This window comes from Streptomyces sp. NPDC005706 (genome assembly GCF_040631045.1).
GTDB lineage: Bacteria > Actinomycetota > Actinomycetes > Streptomycetales > Streptomycetaceae > Streptomyces.
In genome coordinates, this window is the sequence record NZ_JBEXYS010000001.1 from 410,390 (window position 1) to 435,195 (window position 24,806).

A 24,806-nucleotide genomic window follows, 5' to 3' on the forward strand; every position below is an offset into this window, starting at 1 on the left:
AACAGGACCGATCCTGCCATGCGCACCTGACACGGCACATCAGGGAAAGCCCTCGACACGGCCGGGGCGGGAATGGCCGCAGCGGCGGTTCTGTTGCCGCTTCAAACGACCTTCGCTGAGGAGAAGCATGTCCGAGACCGCGAACCCCTCCGGCAAGACCCCCGTGGACTTCTGGTTCGACCCGCTGTGCCCCTGGGCCTGGATGACCTCCCGCTGGGTGCTGGAGGTCGAGAAGGTCCGGGACATCGAGGTCAGCTGGCACATCATGAGCCTCGCCGTCCTCAACGAGAACCGGCTGGACGAGCTGCCCGAGGACTACCGCGACATGCTCGCCACCAAGGCCTGGCAGCCGGTGCGCGTGGTCACCGCCGCCTGGCAGAAGCACGGGGCGGACATCCTCGGCCCGCTCTACACCGCGCTCGGCACCCGCATCCACAACAACGGCGAGGGCCCCACCCTGGAGGCCGTCGCGGGCGCGCTCGCGGACGTCGGCCTGCCCGCCGAGCTGATCGAGTACGCCGAGCAGCAGGACTTCGAGTTCGACGCCGAGCTGCGCGCCTCCCACAAGGAGGGCATCGAGAAGGTCGGCCAGGACGTCGGCACCCCGGTCATCGCGGTGCCGGGCCCCGACGGCGAGCAGATCGCCTTCTTCGGCCCCGTCGTCACCCCCGCCCCCAAGGGCGAGGAGGCGGCCCGCCTGTGGGACGGCACCCTCGCGGTCGCCTCCGTCCCCGGCTTCTACGAGATCAAGCGGACCCGCACCAAGGGCCCGGACTTCAGCAACCTGTAGAGCCCGCGCACAGCCGGAGGGCCCCCGCGAGTCCTGTCCTCGCGGGGGCCCTCCCTCATCCGCCCGCCGTCGTGAAGGGTGAGAAGACGATCACGAGGCGGGACGTTCTCAGGGGGCGGGCGGCAGCACGTCCGCGCGGGACCTGGCGGCCTCGTGGCGCCGGGCCACGTCCTGCCAGTTCACGACCTGCCACATGGCCTCGACGAAGTCCGCCTTCTGGTTGCGGTACTGCAGGTAGAAGGCGTGTTCCCAGGCGTCGAAGACGAGGATCGGGGTCGAGCCCCGGCCGACGTTGCCCTGGTGGTCGTGGACCTGCTCCACGATCAGCCGGCCGCTCAGCGGCTCGTACGCCAGTACGCCCCAGCCTGAACCCTGAGTGGTGGCGGCGGCCTTGGAGAGCTGGGTCCGGAAGGCGGCGAAGGAGCCGAACGACTCCCTGATCGCCTCGGCCAGTTCACCCACGCCGTCGGCCGCGAGGGGCTCGCCGCCGCCCTCCTTCGGGCCGGTCATGTTCTGCCAGTAGACCGAGTGCAGGATGTGCCCCGAGAGGTGGAAGGCCAGGTTCTTCTCCAGGCCGTTGAGCGAGCCCCACGCCTCCTTCTCGCGCGCCTCGGCGAGCTGCTCCAGGGTGTCGTTGGCGCCCTTCACATAGGCCGCATGGTGCTTGTCGTGATGCAGCTCGACGATCTCGGGGCTGATCACGGGGGCGAGCGCGGAGTAGTCGTAGGGCAGGTCGGGCAGCGCGTACACGGGCATGGGCGGGTTCCCCTCCGAACCTTATTGCAAGTCTCTTGCAACTACACGCTAGCAACAACAAGGCGTGGGCGACACAAAGGCCCCCGTGTGTCGCACACGGGGGCCTTCGGGGTGGGAGCGGAGCGGCGCCGGGTCAGCTCCTGGCGCGGGCCCGCTGCCGGGCGTAGCCCACGGCCGCGAGGAACAGCGTCATGCCGCCGGTCGACAGCAGTTGCAGGCGGGTGTCCGGCTCCCGGGCCATGAGGACGAAGATCGCCGCCATGCCGGCCAGGGCGACCCAGGTGAGGTACGGGAACGCCCACATCCGCACGGCCAGCTTCTCGGGCGCCTCGCGCTCGATGCGGCGGCGCAGCAGCAGCTGGGAGACCGCGATGAAGATCCAGACGACCAGGATCACCGCGCCGATCATGTTCAGCAGCCAGGCGAAGACGTCGTCCGGCCGCCAGTAGCTGAGCAGCACGCACCCGAAGCCGACGACCGACGAGACGAGGACGGCGATGCGCGGCACCCCGCCGGAGACCTTCGCCAGCGCCTTCGGACCCTGGCCGCGCTCGACCAGCGAGTAGGCGATGCGCGAGGAGCCGTAGATGTTGGCGTTCATCGCCGACAGCAGGGCCACCAGGATGACCACGTTCATCACCTGGTCGGCGCCGGGGAGGCCGATCTGCCGCAGGGCCGCGACGTACGGGCCGTCCGTCACGACGGACTTCGCGTTCCACGGGACCAGGGTCACGATGACCGCCATCGAGCCGATGTAGAACAGGGCGATCCGCCACATCGCGGTGCGCACCGCGCTCGCCACGCCCTTGACCGGGTCCTGCGACTCGGCCGCCGCGATGGTGACCGTCTCCAGGCCGCCGTAGGCGAAGACCGAGGCCAGCAGGCCGATCACCAGGCCCTCGCTGCCGTTGGGCAGGAAGTCGCCGAGGTGGGAGGTGCCGGGGGAGTGGGTGCCGGGCAGGACGCCGGCGACGGCCAGGCCGCCGAGGACCAGGAACAGGCCGATCGCGCCGACCTTCAGCGCCGCGAACCAGAACTCGAACTCGCCGAAGTTCTTCACGGCCGCGAGGTTCGCACCGCAGAACACCAGCATGAACAGCGCCACCCAGGCCCACTGCGGGGTGCCCGGCAGCCAGCCCTGCACGATCTTCGCGGCGCCGATGCCCTCCAGGCCCACCGCGGTGCACAGCAGCACCCAGAACGACCAGCCGGCGGCGAACCCTGCCCAGGGGCCGATGGCCCGCTCGGCGTGGGCGGAGAACGATCCCGAGGACGGGTAGGCGGCCGACATCTCGCCGAGCATCCGCATCACCAGCATCACCAGCACACCGGAGATCGCGTACGCGACGACGATGGAGGGTCCGGCCGCCGCGATACCGGCGCCGGAGCCGACGAACAGGCCGGCGCCGATCACTCCGCCGAGGGCGATCATCGACAGGTGGCGCTGCTTGAGACCGTGGGAGAGGGAGTCGCCGGACCGCTGCCGCGGTGGCGTCTGGAGGGTGCTGTGGGGCATGGGCGCGGCTCGTCCAGTCATCGGCGGGCAAAAACCCGGCCAGTCTGGGCGGCCCGTTCGCTCCCGCGAAGGGGCCGCCCAGCATCCGGACACGCGCTGTACGAAGGGTGAGACTCCGGTTACGCGGCGACCGGGGTGTAGTGCGAGGCGTCGCCCTCGATCGAGTAGCTCTCCTTGCCCTCGACACCGACCGGGACGTCACCGGCGGCGGTCACCCGGTGCAGCCGGCGCGGCCGCCCGTCGTAGTTGTCGATGGCGTAGTGCTGGGTGATGCGGTTGTCGAAGAGCACGAGCTGGTTCGGCGACCAGCGGTGGCGCAGCACGTTCTCCGGGCGGGTGACGTACGCCTGGAGCAGATCGAGGATCTTGCGGGACTCGCCCACCGACAGCCCCACGATCCGCTGCGCGAACCCGCCGATGAACAGCCCGCGCTCACCGGTCAGCGGGTGGACGCGGACCACCGGATGGGCGGTGCGGTACTTGATCGACGTGAACCGGGCGCGCTGGGCGGCCTTCTCCTCGTCGACCGCCTCTTCCGGCACGGCGTAGTCGTAGTCGTTGGTGTGCTCGGCCCACAGGGTGTCGGCGAGCCGGCGCAGCGGCTCGGGCAGGTCGCGGTAGGCGGCCGCCGCGTTGGCGATCAGGGTCTCGCCGCCGTACGGCGGGACGGTGATCGAGCGCAGGGTGCTGGCCTGCGGCGGGTTGAGGACGAAGGTGACGTCGGTGTGCCAGTGGTTGGCGCGGCCCCGCTCGCTGTCCACCGGCAGCACGTTCGGGGAGCCCTCGACGGCGCCGACCGTCGGATGGGCGGTGGTGAGGTCGCCGAGGTGACGGACGAACGCCTGCTGGCCGGCGTCGTCCAGGCGCACGTCGTCGAAGACGAGCGCCTTGTGGGCGTTCAGCGCCTCGCGGACGCCGGCGACCTGTTCCGGGGCGAGCGGCCGGGAGATGTCGACGCCGGAGACACGGGCGCCGATGCGAGCGGTGACCTTGGTGATCTCGAGGGACATGTTCGGTGGTCCTTTCAGACGAGGGCGGGCGTGACGTACTGGTTGGCGGGGCGGGGCAGGCCGTAGCGCTCCCGCAGGGTCCGGCGCGGCCCGTAGCCGGTGCGCAGCAGGCCGCGCTCGCGCAGGATCGGCACGACGTGCTCGACGAAGGCCTCCAGGCCGGAGGGCAGTACGGCGGGCATGATGTTGAAGCCGTCGGCGGCGCCCTGGGCGAACCAGGTCTCGATCTGGCCGGCGACCTGCTCGGGCGTCCCGGCGAAGGTGAGGTGCCCGCGCCCGCCGCCGAGCCGGCCGATCAGCTGCCGCACGGTCAGCCGCTCGCGCCGGGCCAGCTCCACCACGAGGGTGTAGCGGCTCTTGGCGCCCTCGATGGCGGACTCCGGCGGCAGGTCCTCGGGCAGCCGCCGGTCGAGTTCGAGGGTGCCGGGCTCCAGGTGCAGCAGGCTCTCCAGCCGGGCCCGGCCGTGCTCGGGCACGATGTGGTCCTCCAGCAGCCGCTCGCCGGCCCGCGCCTCGGCCTCGGTCGAGCCGAGCACCGGGACGATGCCGGGCAGCACCTTGATGTGCTCGGGGTCCCGGCCCGCCCCGGCCGTGCGGGACTTGAGGTCGGCGTAGAAGGCCTGGGCGTCCGCGAGGGTCTGCTGGGCGGTGAACACGGCCTCCGCGTACCGGGCGGCGAAGGCCTTGCCGTCCTCGGAGGAGCCGGCCTGCACCAGCAACGGGTAGCCCTGCGGGGAACGCGGCACGTTCAGGGCGCCCTCGACGCCGAAGTACGTCCCCTGGTGCCGGGGCGGGTGGATCTTGCTGTCGTCGCCCCAGACGCCGGCCGCCTTGTCGGCGACGATCGCGTCGTCCTCCCAGCTGTCCCAGAGCTTGAGGGACACGTCGAGGAACTCGGCCGCGCGGGCGTACCGCTCGGCGTGCGCGGGTTCGGCGTCCAGACCGAAGTTGCGGGCGGCCTCCCGGCCCGCGGTGGTGACGATGTTCCAGCCGGCCCGGCCGCCGCTGACGATGTCCAGCGAGGCGAATCTGCGGGCCAGGTTGTAGGGGGAGTTGTAGGAGGTGGAGGCGGTGGCGATCAGCCCGATGTGCTCGGTGGCCGTCGCCAGCGCGGTGAGCAGGGTGAGCGGTTCCAGGGCGCCGGCCGGGCGCTGGGCCAGGTTGCTCCACAGCTGCGGGCCGTCGGCGAGGAAGAGCGAGTCGAAGGTGCCGCGCTCGGCGATCCGGGCCAGCCGCACGTAGTGGGCGAGGTCGACGTGCGCGTACGGATCGCTCTCCGGCAGCCGCCACGACGCCTCGTGGTGGCCGGTGTTCATCAGGAACGCGTTGAGGTGAAGCTGTCTCGCGGTCACTCGTGGTCCTCCGTGACACCGAGCGCGGCCAGCAGCCGCTCGCGGTACTCGCCCAGCACCGGCTCCCGGTAGGAGCGCGGGTGGGGACGGTCGATGGTCAGGTCGAGGCCGATGCGGCCCCGGTCCAGGACGAGGACCCGGTCGGCGAGCACGATCGCCTCGTCCACGTCGTGGGTGACGAGCAGCACGGAGGGCCGGTGCCGCTTCCACAGCTCGCGCAGCAGGTTGTGCATCCGGATCCGGGTCAGCGCGTCCAGCGCCCCGAACGGCTCGTCCGCCAGCAGCAGTTCGGGCTCGCGGACCAGGGAGCGGGCGAGGGCGGCGCGCTGTGCCTCGCCGCCGGACAGCTCGCCCGGCCAGGCCCGCTCGCGGCCGCCGAGACCCACCTCCTCCAGGGCCGCCCGGCCGCGCTGTTCGGCGTCCTTGCCCTCGGTGCCGAGCAGGACGTTGTCCAGCACCCGGGCCCAGGGCAGCAGCCGGGAGTCCTGGAAGACCACCGACACCCGCTCCGGGGCGCTGAGCCGCCCGCTGCCGGCGACTCCGTGATCGAGTCCGGCGACGGCCCGCAGCAGGGTGGACTTGCCCGAGCCGCTGTGCCCGAGCAGGGCGGTGAACTGGCCGGCGGGCAGGTCGAGGTCGATGCCGTCGAGGACGGTACGGCCGCCGAACGACCGGGTCAGGCCGCGCAGTCGTACCGCGGGCCGGGTCAGCTGCTCAGTGTGCGGCGCCACGACAGCACCCTCCGTTCGATGAGTCGGACCACGCTGTCGGAGATCAGGCCGAAGACGCCGTAGATCAGCAGGCCGACCAGGATGACGTCGCTCTGGCCGTAGTTCTGCGCCTGGAACATCAGGTAGCCGAGGCCGCTGGTGGCGTTGATCTGCTCCAGGACCACCAGGCCCAGCCAGGAGCCGGTGACACCGAGCCGGAGACCCACGAAGAATCCGGGCAGCGCCCCGGGGATCACCACCCGCCGGACGAAGGCGAACCTGGACAGGCCCTGCACCTCCGCGAGTTCGACGAACCGGGTGTCGATGCCGGACAGCGCGGCGTGCGTGTTCAGGTAGATGGGGATGTAGACGACGATCGCGATGATGGCGATCTTGAAGGTCTCGCCGATGCCCAGCCAGAGGATGAACAGCGGGATCAGACCCAGGGTCGGGATCGCCCGGTTGAGCTGCACCGTCCCGTCGATCAGCGCCTCCCCGGCCCGGCTGAGCCCGGAGGCCAGCGCCAGCAGCACCCCGGCGGTCAGGCCGATCGCGAAGCCGTAGGCGGCCCGCCTGAGCGAGGTGAGCACGTCCGTGGGCAGCGTGCCGTCGGTCCACAGGTGGCCGGCGGTCCTCAGCACCGTCCAGGGCGCCGGTATCGCGCCCGGGTCGAGCGCGCCCGCGGCCGAGGCGACGGCCCACAGGACGAGGACGGCGAGCGGGCCGGCGAGCCGGGCGGCGGGCAGCCGGCGTCCGGGGGAGAGCCGCCGGCGCCGGCGCACCTGGGGCGGTTCCGGGGTGGCCGGTGCCGCCACGGCGGTCGTGGTCGTGGTCACGGCGCTCACCTCCGGTACTCCGCCGCCACGGCCCGGGCGGCGATGGCTTCGAAGCGGTGGTCGAAGAGCGAGGAGACGTCGAACTTCTTCACGAATCCGCCCTCGGCGAGCAGGTCGGCGGTCTCCTGCTCCCACTTGATCGCCTCGTCCCAGCTGGGCGGGAACAGCGGCTTGTTGGCGAGCGCGGTGATGGACTTCGCCTGGTCGAGGGTCAGGTTCTGCGTCTTGACGTAGAACTCCTCGTCCCACACGTCCGGGTGCTCGTAACTCCACACCTGGCCCTTGGCCCAGTGCGGGATGTACGCGGCGACCGCGGCGGCCTTCGCCGGGTCGGCGAGCACGGACCGCGGTGCCCACAGCAGGTTGAGCAGGTCGACGACGTCGGTCTTGATGACGCGGGCGCCCTTGCTCCCGTACTGCTTGAGATAGGCGGGCGCCTGGCTGTTGCCGAGCGGGGCCACGTCGACCTGGCCGGACTGCAGGGCGGTCAGGAACTGGTTGCTGGTCAGCGGGACCAGCGTCACCTGGTCGTACTTCAGGCCCGCCTTCTTCAGCGCCCGCAGCAGCACGACACCCTGCGCCTGGCCCTGCGAGAAGGCGAGCTTCCTGCCGCGGAAGTCCTCGGCCCTGCGGATGTCGCTGCCGGGCTTGGTGGCGAAGAGGTAGTTGGGCTTGCGGGTCACGTTGATCGCCACGATCTTCGCGTCGAAGCCCTGGTAGTGCGCCTGGATCGGCGGGATGCCCGCGTTGTTGGCGAGGTCGAGGGACTTGGCGCGGAAGGCGTTGATGACGTCGGGGCCGGCCCCGATGTTGAGCCAGTCGGACACCTCGAACGGCAGCGCGGGCAGCTTGGCCAGCTTGAACTGGAGCTGCTGGACGTTCTGGTAGGAGGAGATCTTCAGGCTGGTGCCGGCCGGGACCTTGGCCGCGAGGGGGCGGGTGAGGGCGCCCTCGCTGTCGGCGGCGGCGCTGCCGCCCGCGCAGCCGCTGAGACCCGCGACGGCGGCGGACGCGCCGAGCAGGGAGGTCAGGAACAGGCGGCGGTCGAGACCGGTGACAGGCGGAGCAGACATGGGAGGACTCCCTGGGTACGCAAAGCGGAAGGCAAGCCGGAAGGCAGCCGGAATTCCCGGCGGAAAGCCGGAAGAAAAGCTCATGGGAGAGCTGTTGGAAAGAGAACTCACGCAGACGGAAACACGCGCTTCATGCGCGGCAACATGTCAGCAACAGAGGGTGCGACAACTCGTGAGCGGGTTCATGACCAGCATGTTCTCCGCCATCGCCGCCCCCTGTCAACATTCCGAGTTTCTGAATTAAATAGCCTCAGGTGACGCGCCCAGCGGATCCCGGAACAGCACGTCAAGCATCACCGAGCCGCCCGCCACCGCGAGCACCGAATCGGGGAAACTCGTCGGCACCACGGATGCCGCCCGTCGTTTCCCGGCCGCTTCCCGCAGCGCGGCCAGGCAGTCGTCGAAGCGCATCGCGCCCACCTCGGTCACCACGACCGTCTCCGGGTTGAGCACGTCCAGCAGCAGCCCGGCCGCCCGGCCCGTCGCCCGCGCCCGCTCCACCAGCAGCCGGCGGGCCACCGCGTCACCGGCCGCCGCCGCGGCCACCACGTGCATCGGGTTGCCCGAGTCGGTCACACCGGCCGCCCGGGCCCGCCGGCACAGCGTCCGCTCGCTCAACTCGGCCTGCAGGCACCCCGTACGGCCGCAGACGCACCGTTCGGTGCCGCCCGGCACCGGAAGGTGGGCGATCGCACCGGCCTGCGAGCGGGGCCCGTGGTGCACCTCGTCGTTGGTGGCGAACGCCGCGTCGACCATGTTGCCGACGAACAGGTGCAGCACGCTCCGGCTGCCCCGGGCCCGCCCGAACAGCCGCTCACCGCTCACCAACGCCCGCGCGTGCCCGTCGACATGGACCGGCAGGCCGGTGCGGTCCTCGAGCAGCTCCCGCACCGGCACCTCGCGCCAGCCCAGCAGTTCGTGCTCGACGACGGTGCCCGACTCCCGGTCCACCCAGCCGCCGGCGGCGACACCGATCCCCAGCGGGCGGCGGTCCGGCGCCCGCGCGAGCAGCGCGGCCAGCCCGTCGGCGGCGCGGGCCAGCACCCGGTGCGGGTCCGGCCGTTCGTGCTTCAGCTCGCGCCGGGCGACCACCCGGCCGCGCAGATCGAGCAGCGCGACCGTGGTGTACGGCACGGCCACGTGCACCCCGCCGACCACGAACCGCCCGGTGTCGAGGTCGACGGGGACATGCGGACGGCCGACGCCGTTCGAGCGGCGCGGCGCCGCCTCCTCGCGGAGCAGCCCGAGTCCGGCCAGCCGGGCGCAGTGCTCGGTCACGGCCGCGGGGGAGAGCCCGGTCAGCCGGGCGACGGTGCTGCGTGCCACCGGTCCGTGCTCCAGTACGGACCGCAGCACGACACTGGCACTCGTGCGCCGCCGGTCGCTGTCGGCGGCGCGGGGAACGGGGGAGACAAGGGTGGATGCCGCGGTACGGGGCATGGGGGACCGTCCTCGGGAACGGGGCCGACACGTCTCGGAGGGCGAGGGCGCGCCGGGACGCGCCCCTACCCCGGACGGCGACAGGTGGCCGTGCCCTGCCGTCGCAGGTCGACATAGCGACGCGACGTGAAGTACCGGGCCTGGGCAACCATGCCGGAAGCGTAGGGCAGGAAGGGGGAATCCGACCAGTCCACTAGGGTTCATTGGCGGGGTTCCACAGTCCCGTCGGCGGCCCGCCGAGTGAGCTGCGCGTCCCCGCCTCAGTGACCGTTGTCACGCCGTACCGGGTGTAACCGCCACCCTTTGTCGGGAGCCCACCAAGCCCTCGTTCCCCCCTTTGTCGAGCGCTGACGGTGATCACCGCGTGGCCGTCGGGATAGCGTCACGGTGTCCCATCTGCCCTCGCCCCACGCGGAGTCCCCATGAGCACCGCCACCGCAACCGTCCGCCCCGGCGAAGTCCTCGCCGACCTGCTGCCCGCTTCGCGGACCCGCGACATCGCGCTTGTGCTCGGCGGTGCCGTGCTCACCGGCCTCGCGGCCCAGCTCTCGGTGCCCGTGCCCGGCTCCCCGGTGCCGGTGACCGGCCAGACCTTCGCCGCGCTGCTCGTCGGCACCGCCCTCGGCGCCCGCCGCGGCTTCCTCTCCCTCGCCCTCTACGCGCTCGCGGGCGTGGCCGGCCTGCCGTGGTTCGCGGAAGGCGGCTCCGGCGCGGGCGCCGTCTCCTTCGGTTACGTCCTCGGCATGCTGCTCGCCTCCGCCGCCGTCGGCGCCCTGGCCCGCCGCGGCGCCGACCGCTCCCCGCTGCGCATGGCGGGCACGATGGTCCTCGGCGAGGCGATCATCTACGCGGTCGGCGTGCCGTACCTGGCCCTGGCCGCCCACCTGTCCTTCTCCCAGGCCGTCGCCGCCGGCCTCACCCCGTTCCTGATCGGCGACGCCCTGAAGGCGGCGCTGGCCATGGGCGCGCTGCCCGCCGCCTGGAAGCTCACCGGCAGGCGCTGACGCCCCGCCCCTTCGGGGGCCACGCCCCGGCCGGGCGTACGAACGACGAAGGGGAGGGAGTCCCGACGGGACTCCCTCCCCTTCGTCATGGCGGTGTGCCGGGTGCGGTCAGCCGACGGACACCTTCTCCGCGGCGTCCTCCACGGCCGGAGCCGGCCGGCGGCCCGCGATCTTCTGCTTGATCAGAGAGGCCGCGATCACGAGTGCGGCCACCAGGAGGGAGAGCTCCACGGTCGTCCGGCCGCTGCTCTCGCCCTCGGTGTCGGTCAGCATGTAGCCGAAGATGCCGATGATCAGCACGGCCGTGGCCCAGGTCAGGTACGGGTACAGCCACATCTTCACGACGAGCTTCTCCGGCGCCTCCCGCTGGATGATCCGGCGCATCCGCAGCTGCGAGAAGCAGATCGCCAGCCACACGAACAGGGCGACCGCGCCACTGGAGTTGAGCAGGAAGAGGAAGACCGTGTCCGGGAACTTGTAGTTGAAGAACACGGCGGCGAAACCGAAGAGCACCGACGCGAGGATCGCGGCCCGCGGCACACCGCGGGACGTGGTCCGCGCGAACGCCTTGGGCGCGTCACCGCGCTGGCCGAGCGAGAACGCCATCCGGGAGGCCGTGTACAGACCGGAGTTCAGGCAGGACAGCACCGAGGTCAGCACGATGAAGTTCATGAACTGGCCGGCGTGCGGGATGCCCAGGGAGCCCAGGGCGGCGACGTACGAGCCGTCCTTCTGGATGGCCGGGTCGTTCCACGGCAGCAGGGTGACCACGATCAGGATCGAGCCCAGGTAGAAGACGCCGATACGCCAGATGATGCTGTTGGTGGACTTGGTGACGGCGCGCTGCGGGTCCTCCGACTCGCCGGCCGCGAGAGTAGCGATCTCGCTGCCCATGAAGGAGAAGACGACCAGCAGCACACCCGTGAGGATCGCGCCGGGGCCGTGTGGCAGGAAGCCGCCGTGCGAGGTGAGGTTGGCGAAGCTCGCCTTGTCGGTGTGCGCGCCCGGCAGCACGCCGAACACGGCCAGCAGGCCGACGACGATGAACGCGCCGATCGCCACGACCTTGATGCCGGCGAACCAGAACTCGAACTCGCCGTAGGAGCCGACCGAGACCAGGTTGGTCGCGGTCAGGACGGTCATCACGATGAGCGCCCAGCCCCATTGGGGCACGGCCGGTATCCAGCCCTCGAGGATCTTCGCGCCGGCGGTGGCCTCCACGGCCAGCACGACGACCCAGAAGAACCAGTAGAGCCAGCCGATGGAGAAACCGGCCCAGGGTCCCAGCGCACGGTCGGCGTGCGCGGAGAACGAACCGGAGGTGGGGTTGGCGGCCGACATCTCGCCGAGCATGCGCATCACCAGCACCACGAGCGTGCCGACGAGCGCGTACGACAGAAGAATGCCCGGTCCCGCGGTGGCGATACCGGTACTGGAGCCGACGAAGAGGCCGGCTCCGATGACGCCACCGATCGCGATCATCGTCAGATGGCGGTTTTTCAGTCCTGCTTGAAGGCCCGAACCAGGGGTCATGGACGGATTTCCTTTACGCCAGGTGGAGCTGCCCGCACGAGCGGTGTACGAGCCGGTCCAGTGAATCCGAGGTGAACGGATTCAGGAACCTCTGAATCCAGATTGTTACTTGAGGTTCTCTTGAGGATCTATGGCCCGATTCACATTCTGCCGATGTCACACCCGCGGCTGCTGCCCCGAAACCGGCGTGTCACACTCGTCCCATGCGCGTGTATCTCGGCTCCGACCATGCGGGCTACGAACTCAAGAACCACCTCGTCGACTGGCTCAAGGCGGCGGGGCACGAGCCCGTCGACTGCGGGCCCCACATCTACGACGCCCAGGACGACTACCCGCCCTTCTGCCTGCGCGCGGCCGAGCGGACCGCCGCCGACCCCGACGCGCTCGGCATCGTGATCGGCGGCTCCGGCAACGGGGAGCAGATCGCCGCGAACAAGGTGAAGGGCGTGCGCGCGGCGCTGGCCTGGAGCGAGGAGACCGCCGGGCTCGGCCGCCAGCACAACGACGCCAACGTCGTCGCCGTGGGCGCGCGCATGCACAGCACGGAGGAGGCGACGAAGTTCGTCGAGGTGTTCCTCAACACCCCGTTCTCCGGTGACGAGCGTCACATCCGGCGCATCGACATGCTCGCCGCCTACGAGACGACCGGCGACCTGCCCCCGATCCCGGCCCACCACCCGCAGCAGTAGCGCCCCCGAGGGCCCGGACCGGTACCGGGCCCTCGCAGCCTCTCAACCGGCCGGGACGGGCCGGCGGGCAGCGGCAGGAAAGGACACCTCAGCCGTGCCAGAAGGGCACACCATCCACCGGCTGGCCCAGGACTACGCCGAGCGCTTCGAGGGCACCGCCCCCCGGGTGACCAGCCCCCAGGGCAAGTTCTCCGATGCGGCGGACCTGCTGGACGGCGCCCTTCTGACCGGCACCGAGGCCCACGGCAAGCACCTGTTCCTCCGGTTCCGGGACACCGACTGGGTCCACATCCACCTCGGCCTCTTCGGCAAGGTCGCCTTCGGCCCGGCCCCCGCGCCCCCGCCCACCGACACCGTCCGGCTCCGGCTCGCCCACGACACCGCGTACGTCGACCTGCGCGGCCCCACCACCTGCGCGTTGATCACCGACGCCGAGAAGCGGGCGGTGCACGACCGGCTCGGCCCCGACCCGCTCCGCGCGGACGCCGACCCGGGCGCCGCGTACCGCAGGATCTCCCGCAGCCGTACGACCGTCGCCGCGCTGCTGATGGACCAGAAGGTCATCGCCGGGGTCGGCAACGTGTACCGGGCCGAGGTCCTCTTCCGGCACGGCATCGACCCCTACCGCCCGGGCCGGGACCTCACCCCGGCCGAGTGGGAGGCGATCTGGGCCGACCTGGTCGCGCTCATGCGCGAGGGCGTGCGCGACAACCGCATCGACACCGTCCGCCCCGAGCACACCCCCGAGGCCATGGGCCGCCCGCCCCGCGTGGACGACCACGGCGGCGAGGTGTACGTGTACCGGCGGGCCACCCAGCCCTGCCACATCTGCGGCACCGGCATACGCACCGCCGGCCTGGCCGCCCGCAACCTCTTCTGGTGCCCCACCTGCCAGAAACCCTGACCCGAGGGGCGGGCGGGGCTCAGCCCCTCCGCGTCAGAAGCCGTGCGGCAGCCACGGCGTCACCGGAGAGCCGAACGCCACCGACGCCTCCGCCAGCGCCCCCGGCCGCAGCTCACGCACCCGGCCGGCCGCCGCCAGCGACAGCAGCGACACCCCGCCCAGGTACGCCGCCCCCAACTCCCGTACGGACAGCTCCACATCGGCGGCGTCCCGGGTGCGCTCGCAGGACGCGCCCTTCGCGTCACCGGTCAGCCGCCAACGCCCGGCGTTCCAGGGGCAGAAGGCGTCCTCCACCTCGAACACGACGTCGACCGGCGCCTGGTAGGTGCGGGCCGACAGCGCCGCACCGACCTCGACGAGACGGAGATGGCACGCGTCCCGGAAGCGCGGCCGGCAGCGCCGGATGTCGGAGACCAGGTACTGCCAGGCGTCGTCGACCGGCCGCCCGCGCACGTTCAGGGTCGTCATCAGGTCGATGTCGAACAGGAAGCGCCACAGCGCCGCGTCGGTCGCCGGATCCAGCGCGGCCAGGTCCTCCAGCGTCACCGTGCCGTCGTGCCCGCTCGGACCCCAGCCGAGCTTGGTGCGGAACCGGGCGAACCCGGTGACCGCGCCGTCCCGCCCGGCCACCACGCACTGCAGCGCCGACGCGCCGTCCCGGCCGCTCGCCGGGTCGACCAGACCGGCCCGCTCCCAGTTCGGCTGCCGGGCCAGCATCCCGGGCCTGCGGGGCACCAGCGCCGCGTACACCGACTCGCACTCGGCCAGCACCTCGGCGGGCTGCGCGTACCGCAGCCGCACCTCCCCGGCGCCTGCGACCGGGGCCAGCGCCACCCGGCTCGTGTCGATCTCCGCCTGCAGCTGGAAGGTCGCCGCGCCGTACCCGAACCGGCCGTAGATCGCCGGCTCGGAGGCGGTCAGCGCCGCCAGCGGCTCACCGAGCGCGCGCACTTCGTCGAGCTGGCGCCGCATCATCGAGGTCAGCACCCCGCGCCGCCGGTGCGTGGCGGCGACGCTCACCATGGTGACGCCCGCGGTGGGCACCCGGGCACCGCCGGGCACGGTCATCCGGAAGCTGAAGGCCCCGGCCGTCCCCACGAGCGTGTCCCCGTCCCGGGCCGCCAGGGAACGGTCGAACTCGGTGACCGACCGGTCCAGTTCGCGCTCCTCGGCGGAGGCCTCACCGGCACCGAAGGCACGGATCAGGTGGTCGAACCACCCGTCCCACTGCTCGGGGCGCAGCACTGTCAGCTCGGTCACACGCTCGGTCGCCATGAACCATGCCTACCAGCGCGTCCCGGGACGAGCCAGCGAATTTCTCCCAGGCGGCGGCGCGACGGCCCCGAGTGCCGTTCACTGTGAAGTCGAACCGCGAAGCGGAGCCCGCACGGGGGACAAGTGGGACCTCCCGTGCCAAGTGGCTGGTCCGATGGATAGGGTCCCGAACTGATGGCAGCAGGACGAGAGCGGCGAGCGAAGGCCGAGACGTTCACGGCCCGGTGGAAGATGCAGTGGCACCGGGTCCGCGTCGGCCTGCGCAGAAGCGCCGTGGACTACTTCCGCGGCAACGGCTCGGACTGGATCGCGCTCGTCGGCCTGCTGCTCACCATTCCCGTCCTCACGGCCCTGACACTCGGCAACTCCGTGTGGTTCTCGCCGGGCGCGCTGGTGCTGCCGATCGTCGCGGGCGGCCTGGTGCTGCGCCCGGCCAGCCTGCTCGGCCTGTACGCCGCCGCGGCCACCGCGCTGATCGTGGAGTCGGTGCGGCTCGGCCCGTACACCGAGGGGCCCTCACGGGTCACCCCGGGCGTCGTCCTGGTGGTCGCCGCGTGCGGCTTCTTCGGTCTGCTCACCGCACAGTTCCGCAGCCGGGTCGGCGTGCCCTGGCGGCGCGGCGGCACCATGCTGTTCGACCTGCGCGAGCGGATCCGGGTGCAGAGCACGCTGCCGAAGCTGCCGCAGGGCTGGCACCACGAGATGGCGCTGCGCCCGGCGGGCGGCCAGTCCTTCTCGGGCGACTTCGTCGTCGCGGCCCGCACCAACGGGGGCCGCACCCTCGAGGTCGTCCTCACGGACGTCTCCGGCAAGGGCATGGACGCCGGATCGCGCGCCCTGCTGCTCTCCGGCGCCTTCGGCGGCCTGCTCGGCTCCCTGCCGCCGCACGCCTTCCTCCCGGCGGCCAACGGCTACCTGCTCCGCCAGGACTGGGACGAGGGCTTCGCCACCTCCATCCACCTCGTCCTGGACCTGGACTCCGGTGACTACGAGCTGTACTCCGCGGGGCACCCGCCGGGCCTCCAGCTCAGCGCGGGCAACGGCCGCTGGGAGGAGAAGGCCGCCGAGGGCCCGCTGCTCGGGGTGTACGACGGCGCCCAGTTCGACTCCACCAAGGGCTCGCTGCGGCCCGGCGACGTGCTCATGCTCTTCACGGACGGCCTGGTGGAGACCTCGGACCGGGACATCGTCGAGGGCATCGACCGCCTCACCGGCGAGGCCGACCGCTATGTCGCCGGCGGCTTCCACGGCGCCGCCTGGCACCTCATCGAGGCGGTCGCCAAGGACGTCAACGACGACCGGGCCCTGCTGCTGATCTGCCGCGAGACCTCGTCGGTCCCCCGCTGACCCGGGTACCGGACGTTCCGCGCACCGGGGACACTGGGGCGATGAACGGGACGCCACTCGGCCCCGACGAGGTCGAGAGCCTCGCGCGGGCCGCGCACGAAGGACAGACCGACAAGGCGGGGCGGCCGTACGCCGAACACCTCGCGGCCGTCGCCGAAGGGGTACGCGCCCGTGGCGGTGACGCCGAACAGATCGCGGCGGCCTGGCTGCACGACGCCGTGGAGGACGGCGCGCTGAGCGAGGAGTGGCTCGAGGGCGCCGCCCTGACGGAACGCACCAAGGCCGTCGTGCGCGCCGTCACCAAGCGGGCCGGCGAGGAACCCGGGGCGTACGCGCGGCGCATCCTCGCCACCCCGGGCGCGCTGCTGGTGAAGGAGGCCGACCTGGCGCACAACGCCGACCCGGCCCGGCTGGCGGTGCTGGACGAACCGACCCGGAGACGACTGACCGAGAAGTACGCGCGGATGCGCGCGCTTCTCGGTCTCGGCCAGGGTGAGGCCGGGCGCTGAGCGGGAGGCTGGTGCCGAGAGGGGAGGCTAGGCGCTGACCTTCTCGCGCTCGCGCTCCTTCTGCTGGCGCTCGCGGGCCAGTTCGGCCGCGTCCTGCTTGAACGCCCAGGCCATCTTCGGCTCCATGGCGAACCGGAACATCCGCCGCACCGGAGCGGTGCACAGCAGTGTGACGACGGCGGCCGCGACGACGGTGACCAGGATCTCGCCGAGCGGGTGGTGCAGCGCGGGGTGGTCGAACCAGCCCCGGTAGTCGGCGAACTTCACCAGGAAGCCGTGCAGCAGGTAGCCGTACAGGGTGCCCGCGCCCAGGGCGGTGAACCACATGCGGCGGCGCGGCACCCAGGCGAAGAAGCACGCCGTCAGCAGCAGCGAGCAGCCCATCATCGCGAGCACCATCACGGGGCCGATCCACCACGGCGCGCCCAGCTCCTGCGCGGAGTCACGGTGGTAGAACCACGCCGTGTTCATGCGCGGCACCGCCCACCAGCCGAACGCGAGCGCGGCCGCGAACACCGGCACCGAGGCGATCCGCACCCAGCGCCGGCGCACCATGTGGAAGTGCTCGGGCTTCATGCACAGACCGAGCACGAAGTAGGGCAGGAACTGCAGCACGCGCTGGAGGTCGAGGTCGTCACCGATGTTCGGGGTGACGCTGGCCAGCATGGCGATGCCGATGGCCACCGGCAGCGGCCAGCGCACCAGCTTCCACACCGGGGTGGTGAGCCGCCAGACGAACAGGGCGACCAGGAACCAGGTCAGGTACCAGGGATCGAGGAGGCTGATCTCCTCGTGGGAGTGGTCGATTGCGTTCTTGAAGAGCGGGTACGCCGTCTCGAAGAGGACGTACGGCACGGCCACGCCGGTGATCAGCCGCTTCAGCCGGTCCGGGCGCATGTCGAAACTGCGGGAGAAGAAGCCGGAGATGATGATGAACGCCGGCATGTGGAAGGTGTACACGACCGTGTAGAGGCCTTCCAGGATGCGGCTGTCGCCCTTCAGCGGCTCCCAGGCGTGACCCATCGCGACCAGCGCGATGGCCAGGTACTTGGCGTTGTCGAAGAACGAGTCGCGCTGTTTGCCCGGTCTGTCCACCGTCGTCCGCCCCTTCTGTTCGCTCATCGGGGTACGCGGACCGGGCACTCCGTCGGCCGGCGACTGCGCCGGGGGGAGTGGTCTGCGGTTCTGGCCGGGGGACGAGGCGGCTTCAAACATCTCAGGCACCCTAGCGTCGACTGTGGGATTCCGTAAAACCCCGCCTGTTATTCCTGGTTATCACGTTCGGATACCCCCTGATTTACATAACTTGCCTGCCCTGTCCACGTGATGGTGGGCACAGCGACACCCCTCGTTCGCCCCCGATGTACCGATTCATCCCGACTAATTGGGGCATACGTTGCCTCTGTGTCATCAATTCGAATTACCTGCGCACATGATGTGTGGACATGGAAACCAAGCTGCGCAATTCCCTGTGCCGCAGGTGCCGGTGTGCGCGTCGAATTACCGTGCGGGGCCTCTCGGGGGCCGGACCGGCACCCGACGTTGTGTCACGACCCGCATACAAGGGCCGGGTTGGTGGCACGATGGTTCTGGCTGGGGTGCGCGGGGCCGCGTCCCAGGGCCGGGAGAGCGGACCGACCGAAGGTGTGATCAGTTGTGGCCATTTCACTGTCCGTGGTGCTGCTGTTGGCGATCATCCTTGTGGTGCTGATCCGAGGGGGGAGCATCAAGGCCGGCCCGGCCATCGTCGCCGTCCTCTTCGGCTTCTTCCTCGCCTCGACCGGCATGGCGCCGTCGATCAACCGCTTCATGAACTCGATAGCGGAGACGATCAACCAGATCAGCTTCTGACCGCACCCCGCCCACCCGCGACCGGCGCGCGCCCCGCACCAGGGCCGGCGGGGCGGGTGCGGGGGCGGGGTGATCGCTCCGCCGGGAACGGGCGGGGCGCCGCGGAAAACGTTCAGGGCCGGATGGAGGAGTGATCCACCATCCGGCCCTGAACCGTGCGGAGCGGGCGACGGGAATCGAACCCGCGTAGCTAGTTTGGAAGACTAGGGCTCTACCATTGAGCTACGCCCGCGACAACGCGCCGCCGGTCTGCGACCGTGGCACTGGAGAGCATCGTAGCGGGTCGCCCGCCGCGGAGGCCAACGTGTTGGACTGCGGCGATGTCGTACGCGCGGCGGTGGTGAAACCGGCCGAAGGAATCGGCCGGGACATGTACCCTACGTGTCGCACCAGACGGGGTGTGGCGCAGCTTGGTAGCGCGTCCGCTTTGGGAGCGGAAGGCCGTGGGTTCAAATCCCGCCACCCCGACCACCGGCTCACGGCATCCTGATGATCGCCTTTTGGGGCGCTGACCGGCTGCGGTTACTATGCAAGCTGCGCGCCCGTGTGTCCCGGCCCACTCGGCCTACGAACTCCTCCGGGCGGCGAAATCCGCCGGACCAGTCTGGCTCCGGCAGAAACCAAGAAGTCAGCCACAAGGAGACCGAACCGTGAAGAGCGCCGTGGAGACCCTGAACCCGACCCGGGTTCGGCTCACTGTCGAGGTGCCCTTCGAGGAGCTCAAGGACAGCCTCGACGCGGCGTACAAGAAGATCAACCAGCAGGTCACGGTGAAGGGCTTCCGCAAGGGCAAGATCCCGGCCCGCGTCATCGACCAGCGGTTCGGCCGCGGTGCGGTGCTGGAGGAGGCCGTCAACGACGCGCTTCCGAAGTTCTACACCGAGGCGGTCAACGAGGCCGAGCTCAGCCCGCTGGGCCAGCCCGAGGTCGACATCACCGACCTGAAGGACGGCGAGACGCTGAACTTCACCGCCGAGGTCGACGTCCGCCCGGCCCTGGAGATCCCGGACTACTCCGGCATCGAGGTCGAGGTCGACGCCGTCGAGGTCACCGACGAGGACCTCGAGAAGTCCGTCGAGCAGCTCCGTGAGCGCTTCGCCTCCACCTCCCCGGTGGAGCGCGCCGCCGAGGACGGCGACGTCGTCACCATCGACCTGCAGGCCAAGGTCGACGGCGAGGTCCTGGAGGACGGCGTCGCCGACGGCGTCTCCTACACCATCGGCTCGGGTGAGCTGCTGGACGGCATCGACGACGCCGTCAAGGGCCTGTCCGCCGGCGAGGAGGGCACCTTCACCTCCGAGCTGAAGGGCGGCTCCGCCGCGGGCAAGGAGGCCGAGGTCACCGTCAAGGTCACCCAGGTCGCCGCCCGCGAACTGCCCGAGCTGGACGACGAGTTCGCGCAGCTCGCCTCCGAGTTCGACACCCTGGACGAGCTGAAGGCCGACAGCCGCAAGCGCCTGGCCAACATGAAGCAGTACGACCAGGCCACCCAGGCCCAGGAGCGCGTGCTGGAGAAGCTCCTCGAGCTGGTCGAGGTCCCGGTCCCCGAGAAGCTGCTCGAGGACGAGATCAACACCCGCAAGCACAACCTGGAGCACCACCAGCTCGGCCAGATGGGTCTGGACCTCGACAAGTACCTGGAGATCCAGGGCAAGACCGCCGAGGAGTTCGAGGCCGAGACCCGCGAGGCCGCGGTCAAGGGCATCAAGACCCAGTTCGTCCTGGACGAGCTGGTCAAGAAGGAGAACCTCAACGTCAACCAGGAGGAGCTCACCGAGCACCTCATGCGGCGTGCGGCCTCCTCCGGCATGTCCCCCGACCAGTTCGCCCAGGCCGTCGTCGAGGGCGGCCAGGTTCCGCTCCTGGTCGGCGAGGTCGCCCGGGGCAAGGCCCTGGCCGTCGTGGTCGAGGCCGCCACGGTGAAGGACACCAACGGCGAGGTCGTCGACCTGGACGACGAGGAGGAGACCGAGGCCGCCGAGGCGTCGGAGACCTCCGAGGAGAACGCCGAGGGCTGAGCGCCTCCACGGCGCCTCCGCAGCGCGTAGGACGGGCCCCCGGGGAGTGTGCTTCCCCGGGGGCCCGTGCCGTTCGGCCCGGGCGTCCGCGCCCGGCCCCCGCCGCGCGGCCGCTACGCCCCCGGCGAACACTGTCATCTCCGGGATTCCCCGAGGGGACCTGAGCGTTAGGGTCCTTGAATACGGGGGCAGGGGAGTCTCCTGAAACCCCCAGCCAAGCCTCCGGCAGGACGACGTGAGACGGCCCGGCGCCGTCGTAAGACGAGCAGGTGGATACGTGACGAATCTGATGCCCTCCGCCGCCGGCGAGCCTTCCATCGGTGGTGGCCTCGGCGACCAGGTCTACAACCGGCTGCTCAACGAGCGGATCATCTTCCTCGGTCAGCAGGTCGACGACGACATCGCCAACAAGATCACCGCACAGCTGCTGCTCCTCGCCGCGGACCCCGACAAGGACATCTACCTCTACATCAACAGCCCCGGCGGCTCGGTGACGGCCGGCATGGCGATCTACGACACCATGCAGTTCATCCCGAACGACGTGGTCACGATCGGCATGGGCATGGCGGCCTCGATGGGCCAGTTCCTGCTCACCGGCGGCACCGCCGGCAAGCGCTTCGCCCTGCCGCACACGGACATCATGATGCACCAGGGCTCCGCGGGCCTGGGCGGTACGGTCTCGGACATCAAGATCCAGGCCCAGTACCTGCTGCGCACCAAGAAGACCATGACGGAGCTGACCGCGTTGCACTCCGGCCAGTCGGTCGAGACGATCCTCCGCGACGCCGACCGTGACCGCTGGTTCACCCCGGAAGAGGCCAAGGAGTACGGCCTCATCGACGAGATCATCAGGAACGCCTCGGGTGTTCCGGGAGGCGGCGGCACCGGTGCCTGACCGGCCCGGCCACGCAACGCACCGCCGAGACACCAGCCCCCCGAACGCCACCAGGACGGTGAACACCCTCATGAGCAACTTCCCCGGCGCCGCCAGCGGTATGTACGAAGGGCCCCGGCCCGACAGCCGCTATGTCATCCCGCGCTTCGTCGAGCGCACCTCCCAGGGCATCCGCGAGTACGACCCGTACGCGAAGCTCTTCGAGGAGCGCGTGATCTTCCTGGGCGTCCAGATCGACGACGCCTCCGCCAACGACGTCATGGCGCAGCTCCTGTGCCTGGAGTCGATGGACCCCGACCGGGACATCTCGATCTACATCAACAGCCCCGGTGGCGACATGACGGCTCTCACGGCCATCTACGACACCATGCAGTTCGTGAAGCCGGACATCCAGACGGTGTGCATGGGCCAGGCGGCCTCGGCCGCGGCCATCCTGCTCGCCGCCGGCACCCCGGGCAAGCGCATGGCGCTGCCGAACTCGCGCGTGCTGATCCACCAGCCGGCCGGCTCCACCGGCCGCGGCCAGCTCTCCGACCTGGAGATCATCGCCAACGAGTTCACCCGGATGCGTGAGCAGCTGGAGAACATGCTGGCCAAGCACTCCAACCGGCCGCTCGAGAAGGTCCGCGAGGACATCGAGCGCGACAAGATCCTCACTGCCGAGGAAGCGCTGGAGTACGGCATCGTCGACCAGATCATCTCCACCCGGAAGATGAACAACGAAGCGGTCCGCTGACCCGAGGCGGCGTACGCTCAGGCCCCCTTGGCAGGATGCACGTCAAAGTGAACCCTGCCAAGGGGGACCCGAACACGGGGCCCGGCAAGGTACCGTCGGACATAAGGCAGCACCAGGAGCCGCTGGATTCGAAAGCGTCCAGTCGTCTCCCAGGCGAAGGGGAAGCACACCGTGGCACGCATCGGTGACGGCGGCGATCTGCTCAAGTGCTCGTTCTGCGGCAAGAGCCAGAAGCAGGTCAAGAAGCTCATCGCAGGGCCCGGTGTGTACATCTGCGACGAGTGCATCGATCTCTGCAACGAGATCATCGAGGAGGAGCTCGCGGAGACCAGCGAGGTGCGCTGGGAGGAGCTTCCCAAGCCCCGCGAGATCTACGAGTTCCTCGAGGGCTACGTGGTCGGCCAGGAGGCCGCCAAGAAGGCCCTTTCCGTCGCGGTGTACAACCACTACAAGCGGGTCCAGGCGGGCGAGAACGGCGGCGCCCAGAGCCGTGACGACGCCATCGAGCTGGCGAAGTCCAACATCCTGCTGCTCGGCCCCACGGGCTCGGGCAAGACGCTCCTCGCGCAGACCCTGGCCCGCATGCTGAACGTGCCCTTCGCGATCGCCGACGCGACGGCGCTGACCGAGGCGGGCTACGTCGGCGAGGACGTGGAGAACATCCTCCTCAAGCTGATCCAGGCGGCCGACTACGACGTCAAGAAGGCCGAGACCGGGATCATCTACATCGACGAGATCGACAAGGTGGCCCGCAAGAGCGAGAACCCGTCGATCACCCGTGACGTCTCCGGCGAGGGCGTCCAGCAGGCCCTGCTGAAGATCCTCGAGGGCACCACGGCCTCGGTCCCGCCGCAGGGCGGCCGCAAGCACCCGCACCAGGAGTTCATCCAGATCGACACGACGAACGTCCTGTTCATCGTGGGCGGTGCCTTCGCCGGCCTGGAGAAGATCATCGAGTCCCGGGCGGGCGCCAAGGGCATCGGCTTCGGCGCCACGATCCACTCCAAGCGCGAGCTGGAGGCCAAGGACCAGTTCGAGGACGTCATGCCCGAGGACCTGGTCAAGTTCGGCATGATCCCCGAGTTCATCGGCCGCCTGCCGGTGATCACCTCGGTGCACAACCTGGACCGCGAGGCCCTGCTCCAAATCCTGGTCGAGCCCCGCAACGCCCTGGTCAAGCAGTACCAGCGCCTCTTCGAACTCGACGGCGTGGAGCTGGACTTCGAGCGCGAGGCCCTGGAGGCCATCGCCGACCAGGCCATCCTCCGCCAGACCGGCGCCCGCGGCCTGCGCGCCATCATGGAGGAGGTCCTCATGTCGGTGATGTACGAGGTCCCGTCCCGCAAGGACGTCGCCCGCGTCGTCATCACGGCCGACGTCGTCCACTCCAACGTCAACCCGACCCTGATCCCCCGGGACGTCCGGGGGCGGGGGACGGGGGAGCAGAAGACGGCGTAGCCGCCCACGGCAAGGCATACGAAGGGGCCCCGGTCACCGACCGGGGCCCCTTCGCCGTTGAGCCTGTGCCGTCAGGCCTTGACGCGGATCTCCTTGCGGAACTTGGCGGCCAGCTCGGCGTCGACCGCCGGGTCGCTGCTGCGGCCCGCGGCGAGGTTCGCGATGTCCATCGGCATGACGAATCCGATGGTGCTGTGGTCACCCCAGACGCAGATCGTCATCGTGACGTCCTTCGGACCGCCACTGGTGGAGTCGGTGGGAGCCTTCGCCTGCTGGCACTTGAGGACCGCGCCGTCGAGACCGGCCGGCTCGTACGCCTTCGGCTCACCCTGGAGTGCGACGTCCTTGCTGCCGCTGTCCTTCTGGGACTCGCTCTTCATGTAGGCGAACATCGCGTCGACGGTCTTCTCGGGGTCGTCGATCGTGCCGTAGACACCGCCGAACTGGATCATCTTCTGGCTCAGCGGATTGTCGACGTCCCCGGACTTGTACCCGGCGCTGACGTCGTGGGGGTCCTCGACGCCCCACTTCTTCGCGTCCTTCATGTCCTTGGCGGTCATCGTGCCGCTGTCGCTCTTGGACTTCTTGTACTCGCCCAGAACCGTCGCCGGTGTCGTCAGCTTGTGGGGGCCGTCGTCCGCGACGTCCGAGCCGCCGCTGCCGCCCAGCACGAAGTACGCGCCCACCGCGATCGCCGCGACGACGGCCACCGCGCCGATGATCAGGCCCGTCTTCTTCTTGCCGCCGCCCGGCGCCGGCGGCTGCGGGACGCCGTAGGGCTGCTGGGGGTAGGCGCCCGGCTGCTGGCCGTACGGGTTCGGCTGCTGCGGCACACCGCCCTGCTGCGGGTAGCCGTATCCGGGCTGGGGCGGGGCCGGGGGAGTCTGCTGGGGGTAGCCGTAGCCGGGCTGGGGAGCCTGCGGTTGCTGGCCGTAGGGGCCCTGCTGGCCGTAGGGACCAGGCTGCCCCGGCTGGCCGTAGGGCGGCTGCTGGCCGTACGGGCCCGGCTGGTTGTTGCTCATTTCTGGGTTCCCCCTCAGATGCTTATGTGTTCCTGACATCCTGGCCCAGGCGCCGGGAACACACGGCACCGGGGGCCGCACC

The 24,806-nt window shown here is 70.5% G+C and carries 23 protein-coding genes and 2 tRNA genes; 12 read left to right on the forward strand and 13 right to left on the reverse strand.

What is annotated here, in order from left to right:
* Positions 1 to 127 precede the first annotated feature (127 nt).
* Positions 128 to 790 carry a DsbA family protein gene (locus tag ABZ478_RS01790; protein WP_359544534.1) on the forward strand — a complete coding sequence of 221 codons (663 nt, stop codon included), beginning with the start codon at positions 128 to 130 and terminating at the stop codon, positions 788 to 790.
* 108 nt (positions 791 to 898) lie between these two features.
* Here the strand turns inward: ABZ478_RS01790 and ABZ478_RS01795 are convergent, their stop codons facing one another.
* From ABZ478_RS01795 to ABZ478_RS01830, 8 genes are all read right to left on the reverse strand, one after another.
* Entirely contained in the window at positions 899 to 1,546 is a 648-nt protein-coding gene (locus tag ABZ478_RS01795; RefSeq protein WP_359544535.1) for a superoxide dismutase, read from the reverse strand.
* 133 nt (positions 1,547 to 1,679) lie between these two features.
* Positions 1,680 to 3,062, reverse strand: coding sequence for an amino acid permease (locus ABZ478_RS01800; protein ID WP_359544536.1), 1,383 nt, complete (start codon positions 3,060 to 3,062; stop codon positions 1,680 to 1,682).
* 119 nt (positions 3,063 to 3,181) lie between these two features.
* A complete protein-coding gene (locus ABZ478_RS01805) occupies positions 3,182 to 4,072 on the reverse strand; it encodes a TauD/TfdA family dioxygenase (RefSeq protein ID WP_359544537.1) in 891 nt (296 codons plus the stop codon).
* A 14-nt stretch (positions 4,073 to 4,086) separates the two neighbouring features.
* The gene (locus tag ABZ478_RS01810; protein WP_359544538.1) at positions 4,087 to 5,424 is read right to left on the reverse strand and encodes an LLM class flavin-dependent oxidoreductase; all 1,338 of its coding nucleotides are present in this window, start codon (positions 5,422 to 5,424) and stop codon (positions 4,087 to 4,089) included.
* Complete coding sequence (locus ABZ478_RS01815) at positions 5,421 to 6,155, reverse strand: ABC transporter ATP-binding protein (protein ID WP_359544539.1); 735 nt, start codon at positions 6,153 to 6,155, stop codon at positions 5,421 to 5,423. Before ABZ478_RS01815 ends, ABZ478_RS01810 begins: the two co-directional genes overlap by 4 nt.
* Complete coding sequence (locus tag ABZ478_RS01820; protein WP_359544540.1) at positions 6,131 to 6,979, reverse strand: ABC transporter permease; 849 nt, start codon at positions 6,977 to 6,979, stop codon at positions 6,131 to 6,133. The genes ABZ478_RS01815 and ABZ478_RS01820 overlap by 25 nt, the downstream gene beginning before the upstream one ends.
* Positions 6,976 to 8,043 (reverse strand): ABC transporter substrate-binding protein, encoded by a 1,068-nt coding sequence (locus tag ABZ478_RS01825; protein ID WP_359544541.1) that lies wholly within the window; start codon positions 8,041 to 8,043, stop codon positions 6,976 to 6,978. The genes ABZ478_RS01820 and ABZ478_RS01825 overlap by 4 nt, the downstream gene beginning before the upstream one ends.
* A gap of 240 nt (positions 8,044 to 8,283) precedes the next feature.
* The gene (locus ABZ478_RS01830) at positions 8,284 to 9,483 is read right to left on the reverse strand and encodes an ROK family transcriptional regulator (protein ID WP_359544542.1); all 1,200 of its coding nucleotides are present in this window, start codon (positions 9,481 to 9,483) and stop codon (positions 8,284 to 8,286) included.
* A gap of 422 nt (positions 9,484 to 9,905) precedes the next feature.
* Between ABZ478_RS01830 and ABZ478_RS01835 the strand changes: the two genes are divergently transcribed.
* Positions 9,906 to 10,487 (forward strand): biotin transporter BioY, encoded by a 582-nt coding sequence (locus ABZ478_RS01835; RefSeq protein WP_359544543.1) that lies wholly within the window; start codon positions 9,906 to 9,908, stop codon positions 10,485 to 10,487.
* A 108-nt stretch (positions 10,488 to 10,595) separates the two neighbouring features.
* Here ABZ478_RS01835 and ABZ478_RS01840 read toward each other — a convergent pair whose 3' ends face one another.
* Positions 10,596 to 12,020 carry an amino acid permease gene (locus tag ABZ478_RS01840; protein ID WP_359544544.1) on the reverse strand — a complete coding sequence of 475 codons (1,425 nt, stop codon included), beginning with the start codon at positions 12,018 to 12,020 and terminating at the stop codon, positions 10,596 to 10,598.
* 203 nt (positions 12,021 to 12,223) lie between these two features.
* Here ABZ478_RS01840 and ABZ478_RS01845 point away from each other — a divergent pair, with 203 nt between their 5' ends.
* Both ABZ478_RS01845 and ABZ478_RS01850 read left to right on the forward strand, forming a co-directional pair.
* On the forward strand, positions 12,224 to 12,709 hold the full coding sequence (locus tag ABZ478_RS01845; RefSeq protein ID WP_359544545.1) for a ribose-5-phosphate isomerase: 486 nt from the start codon (positions 12,224 to 12,226) through the stop codon (positions 12,707 to 12,709).
* Positions 12,710 to 12,803: 94 nt separating this feature from the next.
* Positions 12,804 to 13,613 (forward strand): DNA-formamidopyrimidine glycosylase family protein, encoded by an 810-nt coding sequence (locus ABZ478_RS01850; RefSeq protein WP_359544546.1) that lies wholly within the window; start codon positions 12,804 to 12,806, stop codon positions 13,611 to 13,613.
* Between the two features lie 33 nt (positions 13,614 to 13,646).
* On the opposite strand, the gene ABZ478_RS01855 is transcribed toward ABZ478_RS01850, so the two are convergent.
* Positions 13,647 to 14,888, reverse strand: a complete 1,242-nt coding sequence (locus tag ABZ478_RS01855) for a GNAT family N-acetyltransferase (protein ID WP_359544547.1) — start codon at positions 14,886 to 14,888, stop codon at positions 13,647 to 13,649.
* A gap of 174 nt (positions 14,889 to 15,062) precedes the next feature.
* On the opposite strand from ABZ478_RS01855, the gene ABZ478_RS01860 reads away from it, so the two are divergent.
* Both ABZ478_RS01860 and ABZ478_RS01865 read left to right on the forward strand, forming a co-directional pair.
* Positions 15,063 to 16,235, forward strand: a complete 1,173-nt coding sequence (locus ABZ478_RS01860) for a PP2C family protein-serine/threonine phosphatase (RefSeq protein ID WP_359544548.1) — start codon at positions 15,063 to 15,065, stop codon at positions 16,233 to 16,235.
* 41 nt (positions 16,236 to 16,276) lie between these two features.
* Positions 16,277 to 16,744 (forward strand): HD domain-containing protein, encoded by a 468-nt coding sequence (locus ABZ478_RS01865; protein ID WP_358931381.1) that lies wholly within the window; start codon positions 16,277 to 16,279, stop codon positions 16,742 to 16,744.
* Positions 16,745 to 16,771: 27 nt separating this feature from the next.
* On the opposite strand, the gene ABZ478_RS01870 is transcribed toward ABZ478_RS01865, so the two are convergent.
* Positions 16,772 to 17,866, reverse strand: a complete 1,095-nt coding sequence (locus tag ABZ478_RS01870) for an acyltransferase family protein (RefSeq protein WP_359544549.1) — start codon at positions 17,864 to 17,866, stop codon at positions 16,772 to 16,774.
* Between the two features lie 534 nt (positions 17,867 to 18,400).
* Here ABZ478_RS01870 and ABZ478_RS01875 point away from each other — a divergent pair.
* On the forward strand, positions 18,401 to 18,595 hold the full coding sequence (locus ABZ478_RS01875; protein ID WP_136325240.1) for a hypothetical protein: 195 nt from the start codon (positions 18,401 to 18,403) through the stop codon (positions 18,593 to 18,595).
* 161 nt (positions 18,596 to 18,756) lie between these two features.
* Here the strand turns inward: ABZ478_RS01875 and ABZ478_RS01880 are convergent.
* Positions 18,757 to 18,827, reverse strand: a tRNA-Gly gene (locus ABZ478_RS01880).
* 162 nt (positions 18,828 to 18,989) lie between these two features.
* Between ABZ478_RS01880 and ABZ478_RS01885 the strand changes: the two genes are divergently transcribed.
* The 5 genes from ABZ478_RS01885 to clpX all read left to right on the forward strand — a co-directional run bounded on the left by ABZ478_RS01885 (position 18,990) and on the right by clpX (position 23,702).
* Positions 18,990 to 19,066 (forward strand) — tRNA-Pro (locus ABZ478_RS01885).
* A gap of 179 nt (positions 19,067 to 19,245) precedes the next feature.
* Positions 19,246 to 20,613: a trigger factor gene (tig, locus tag ABZ478_RS01890; protein WP_359544550.1), complete on the forward strand. Its 1,368-nt coding sequence runs from the start codon at positions 19,246 to 19,248 to the stop codon at positions 20,611 to 20,613.
* Between the two features lie 289 nt (positions 20,614 to 20,902).
* A complete protein-coding gene (locus tag ABZ478_RS01895) occupies positions 20,903 to 21,508 on the forward strand; it encodes an ATP-dependent Clp protease proteolytic subunit (RefSeq protein ID WP_199213517.1) in 606 nt (201 codons plus the stop codon).
* A 70-nt stretch (positions 21,509 to 21,578) separates the two neighbouring features.
* Positions 21,579 to 22,244 carry an ATP-dependent Clp protease proteolytic subunit gene (locus ABZ478_RS01900; RefSeq protein ID WP_358931373.1) on the forward strand — a complete coding sequence of 222 codons (666 nt, stop codon included), beginning with the start codon at positions 21,579 to 21,581 and terminating at the stop codon, positions 22,242 to 22,244.
* 171 nt (positions 22,245 to 22,415) lie between these two features.
* The gene (gene clpX, locus ABZ478_RS01905) at positions 22,416 to 23,702 is read left to right on the forward strand and encodes an ATP-dependent Clp protease ATP-binding subunit ClpX (RefSeq protein ID WP_359544551.1); all 1,287 of its coding nucleotides are present in this window, start codon (positions 22,416 to 22,418) and stop codon (positions 23,700 to 23,702) included.
* 71 nt (positions 23,703 to 23,773) lie between these two features.
* Here clpX and ABZ478_RS01910 read toward each other — a convergent pair whose 3' ends face one another.
* A complete protein-coding gene (locus ABZ478_RS01910; protein WP_359544552.1) occupies positions 23,774 to 24,724 on the reverse strand; it encodes a hypothetical protein in 951 nt (316 codons plus the stop codon).
* Positions 24,725 to 24,806 lie beyond the last annotated feature (82 nt).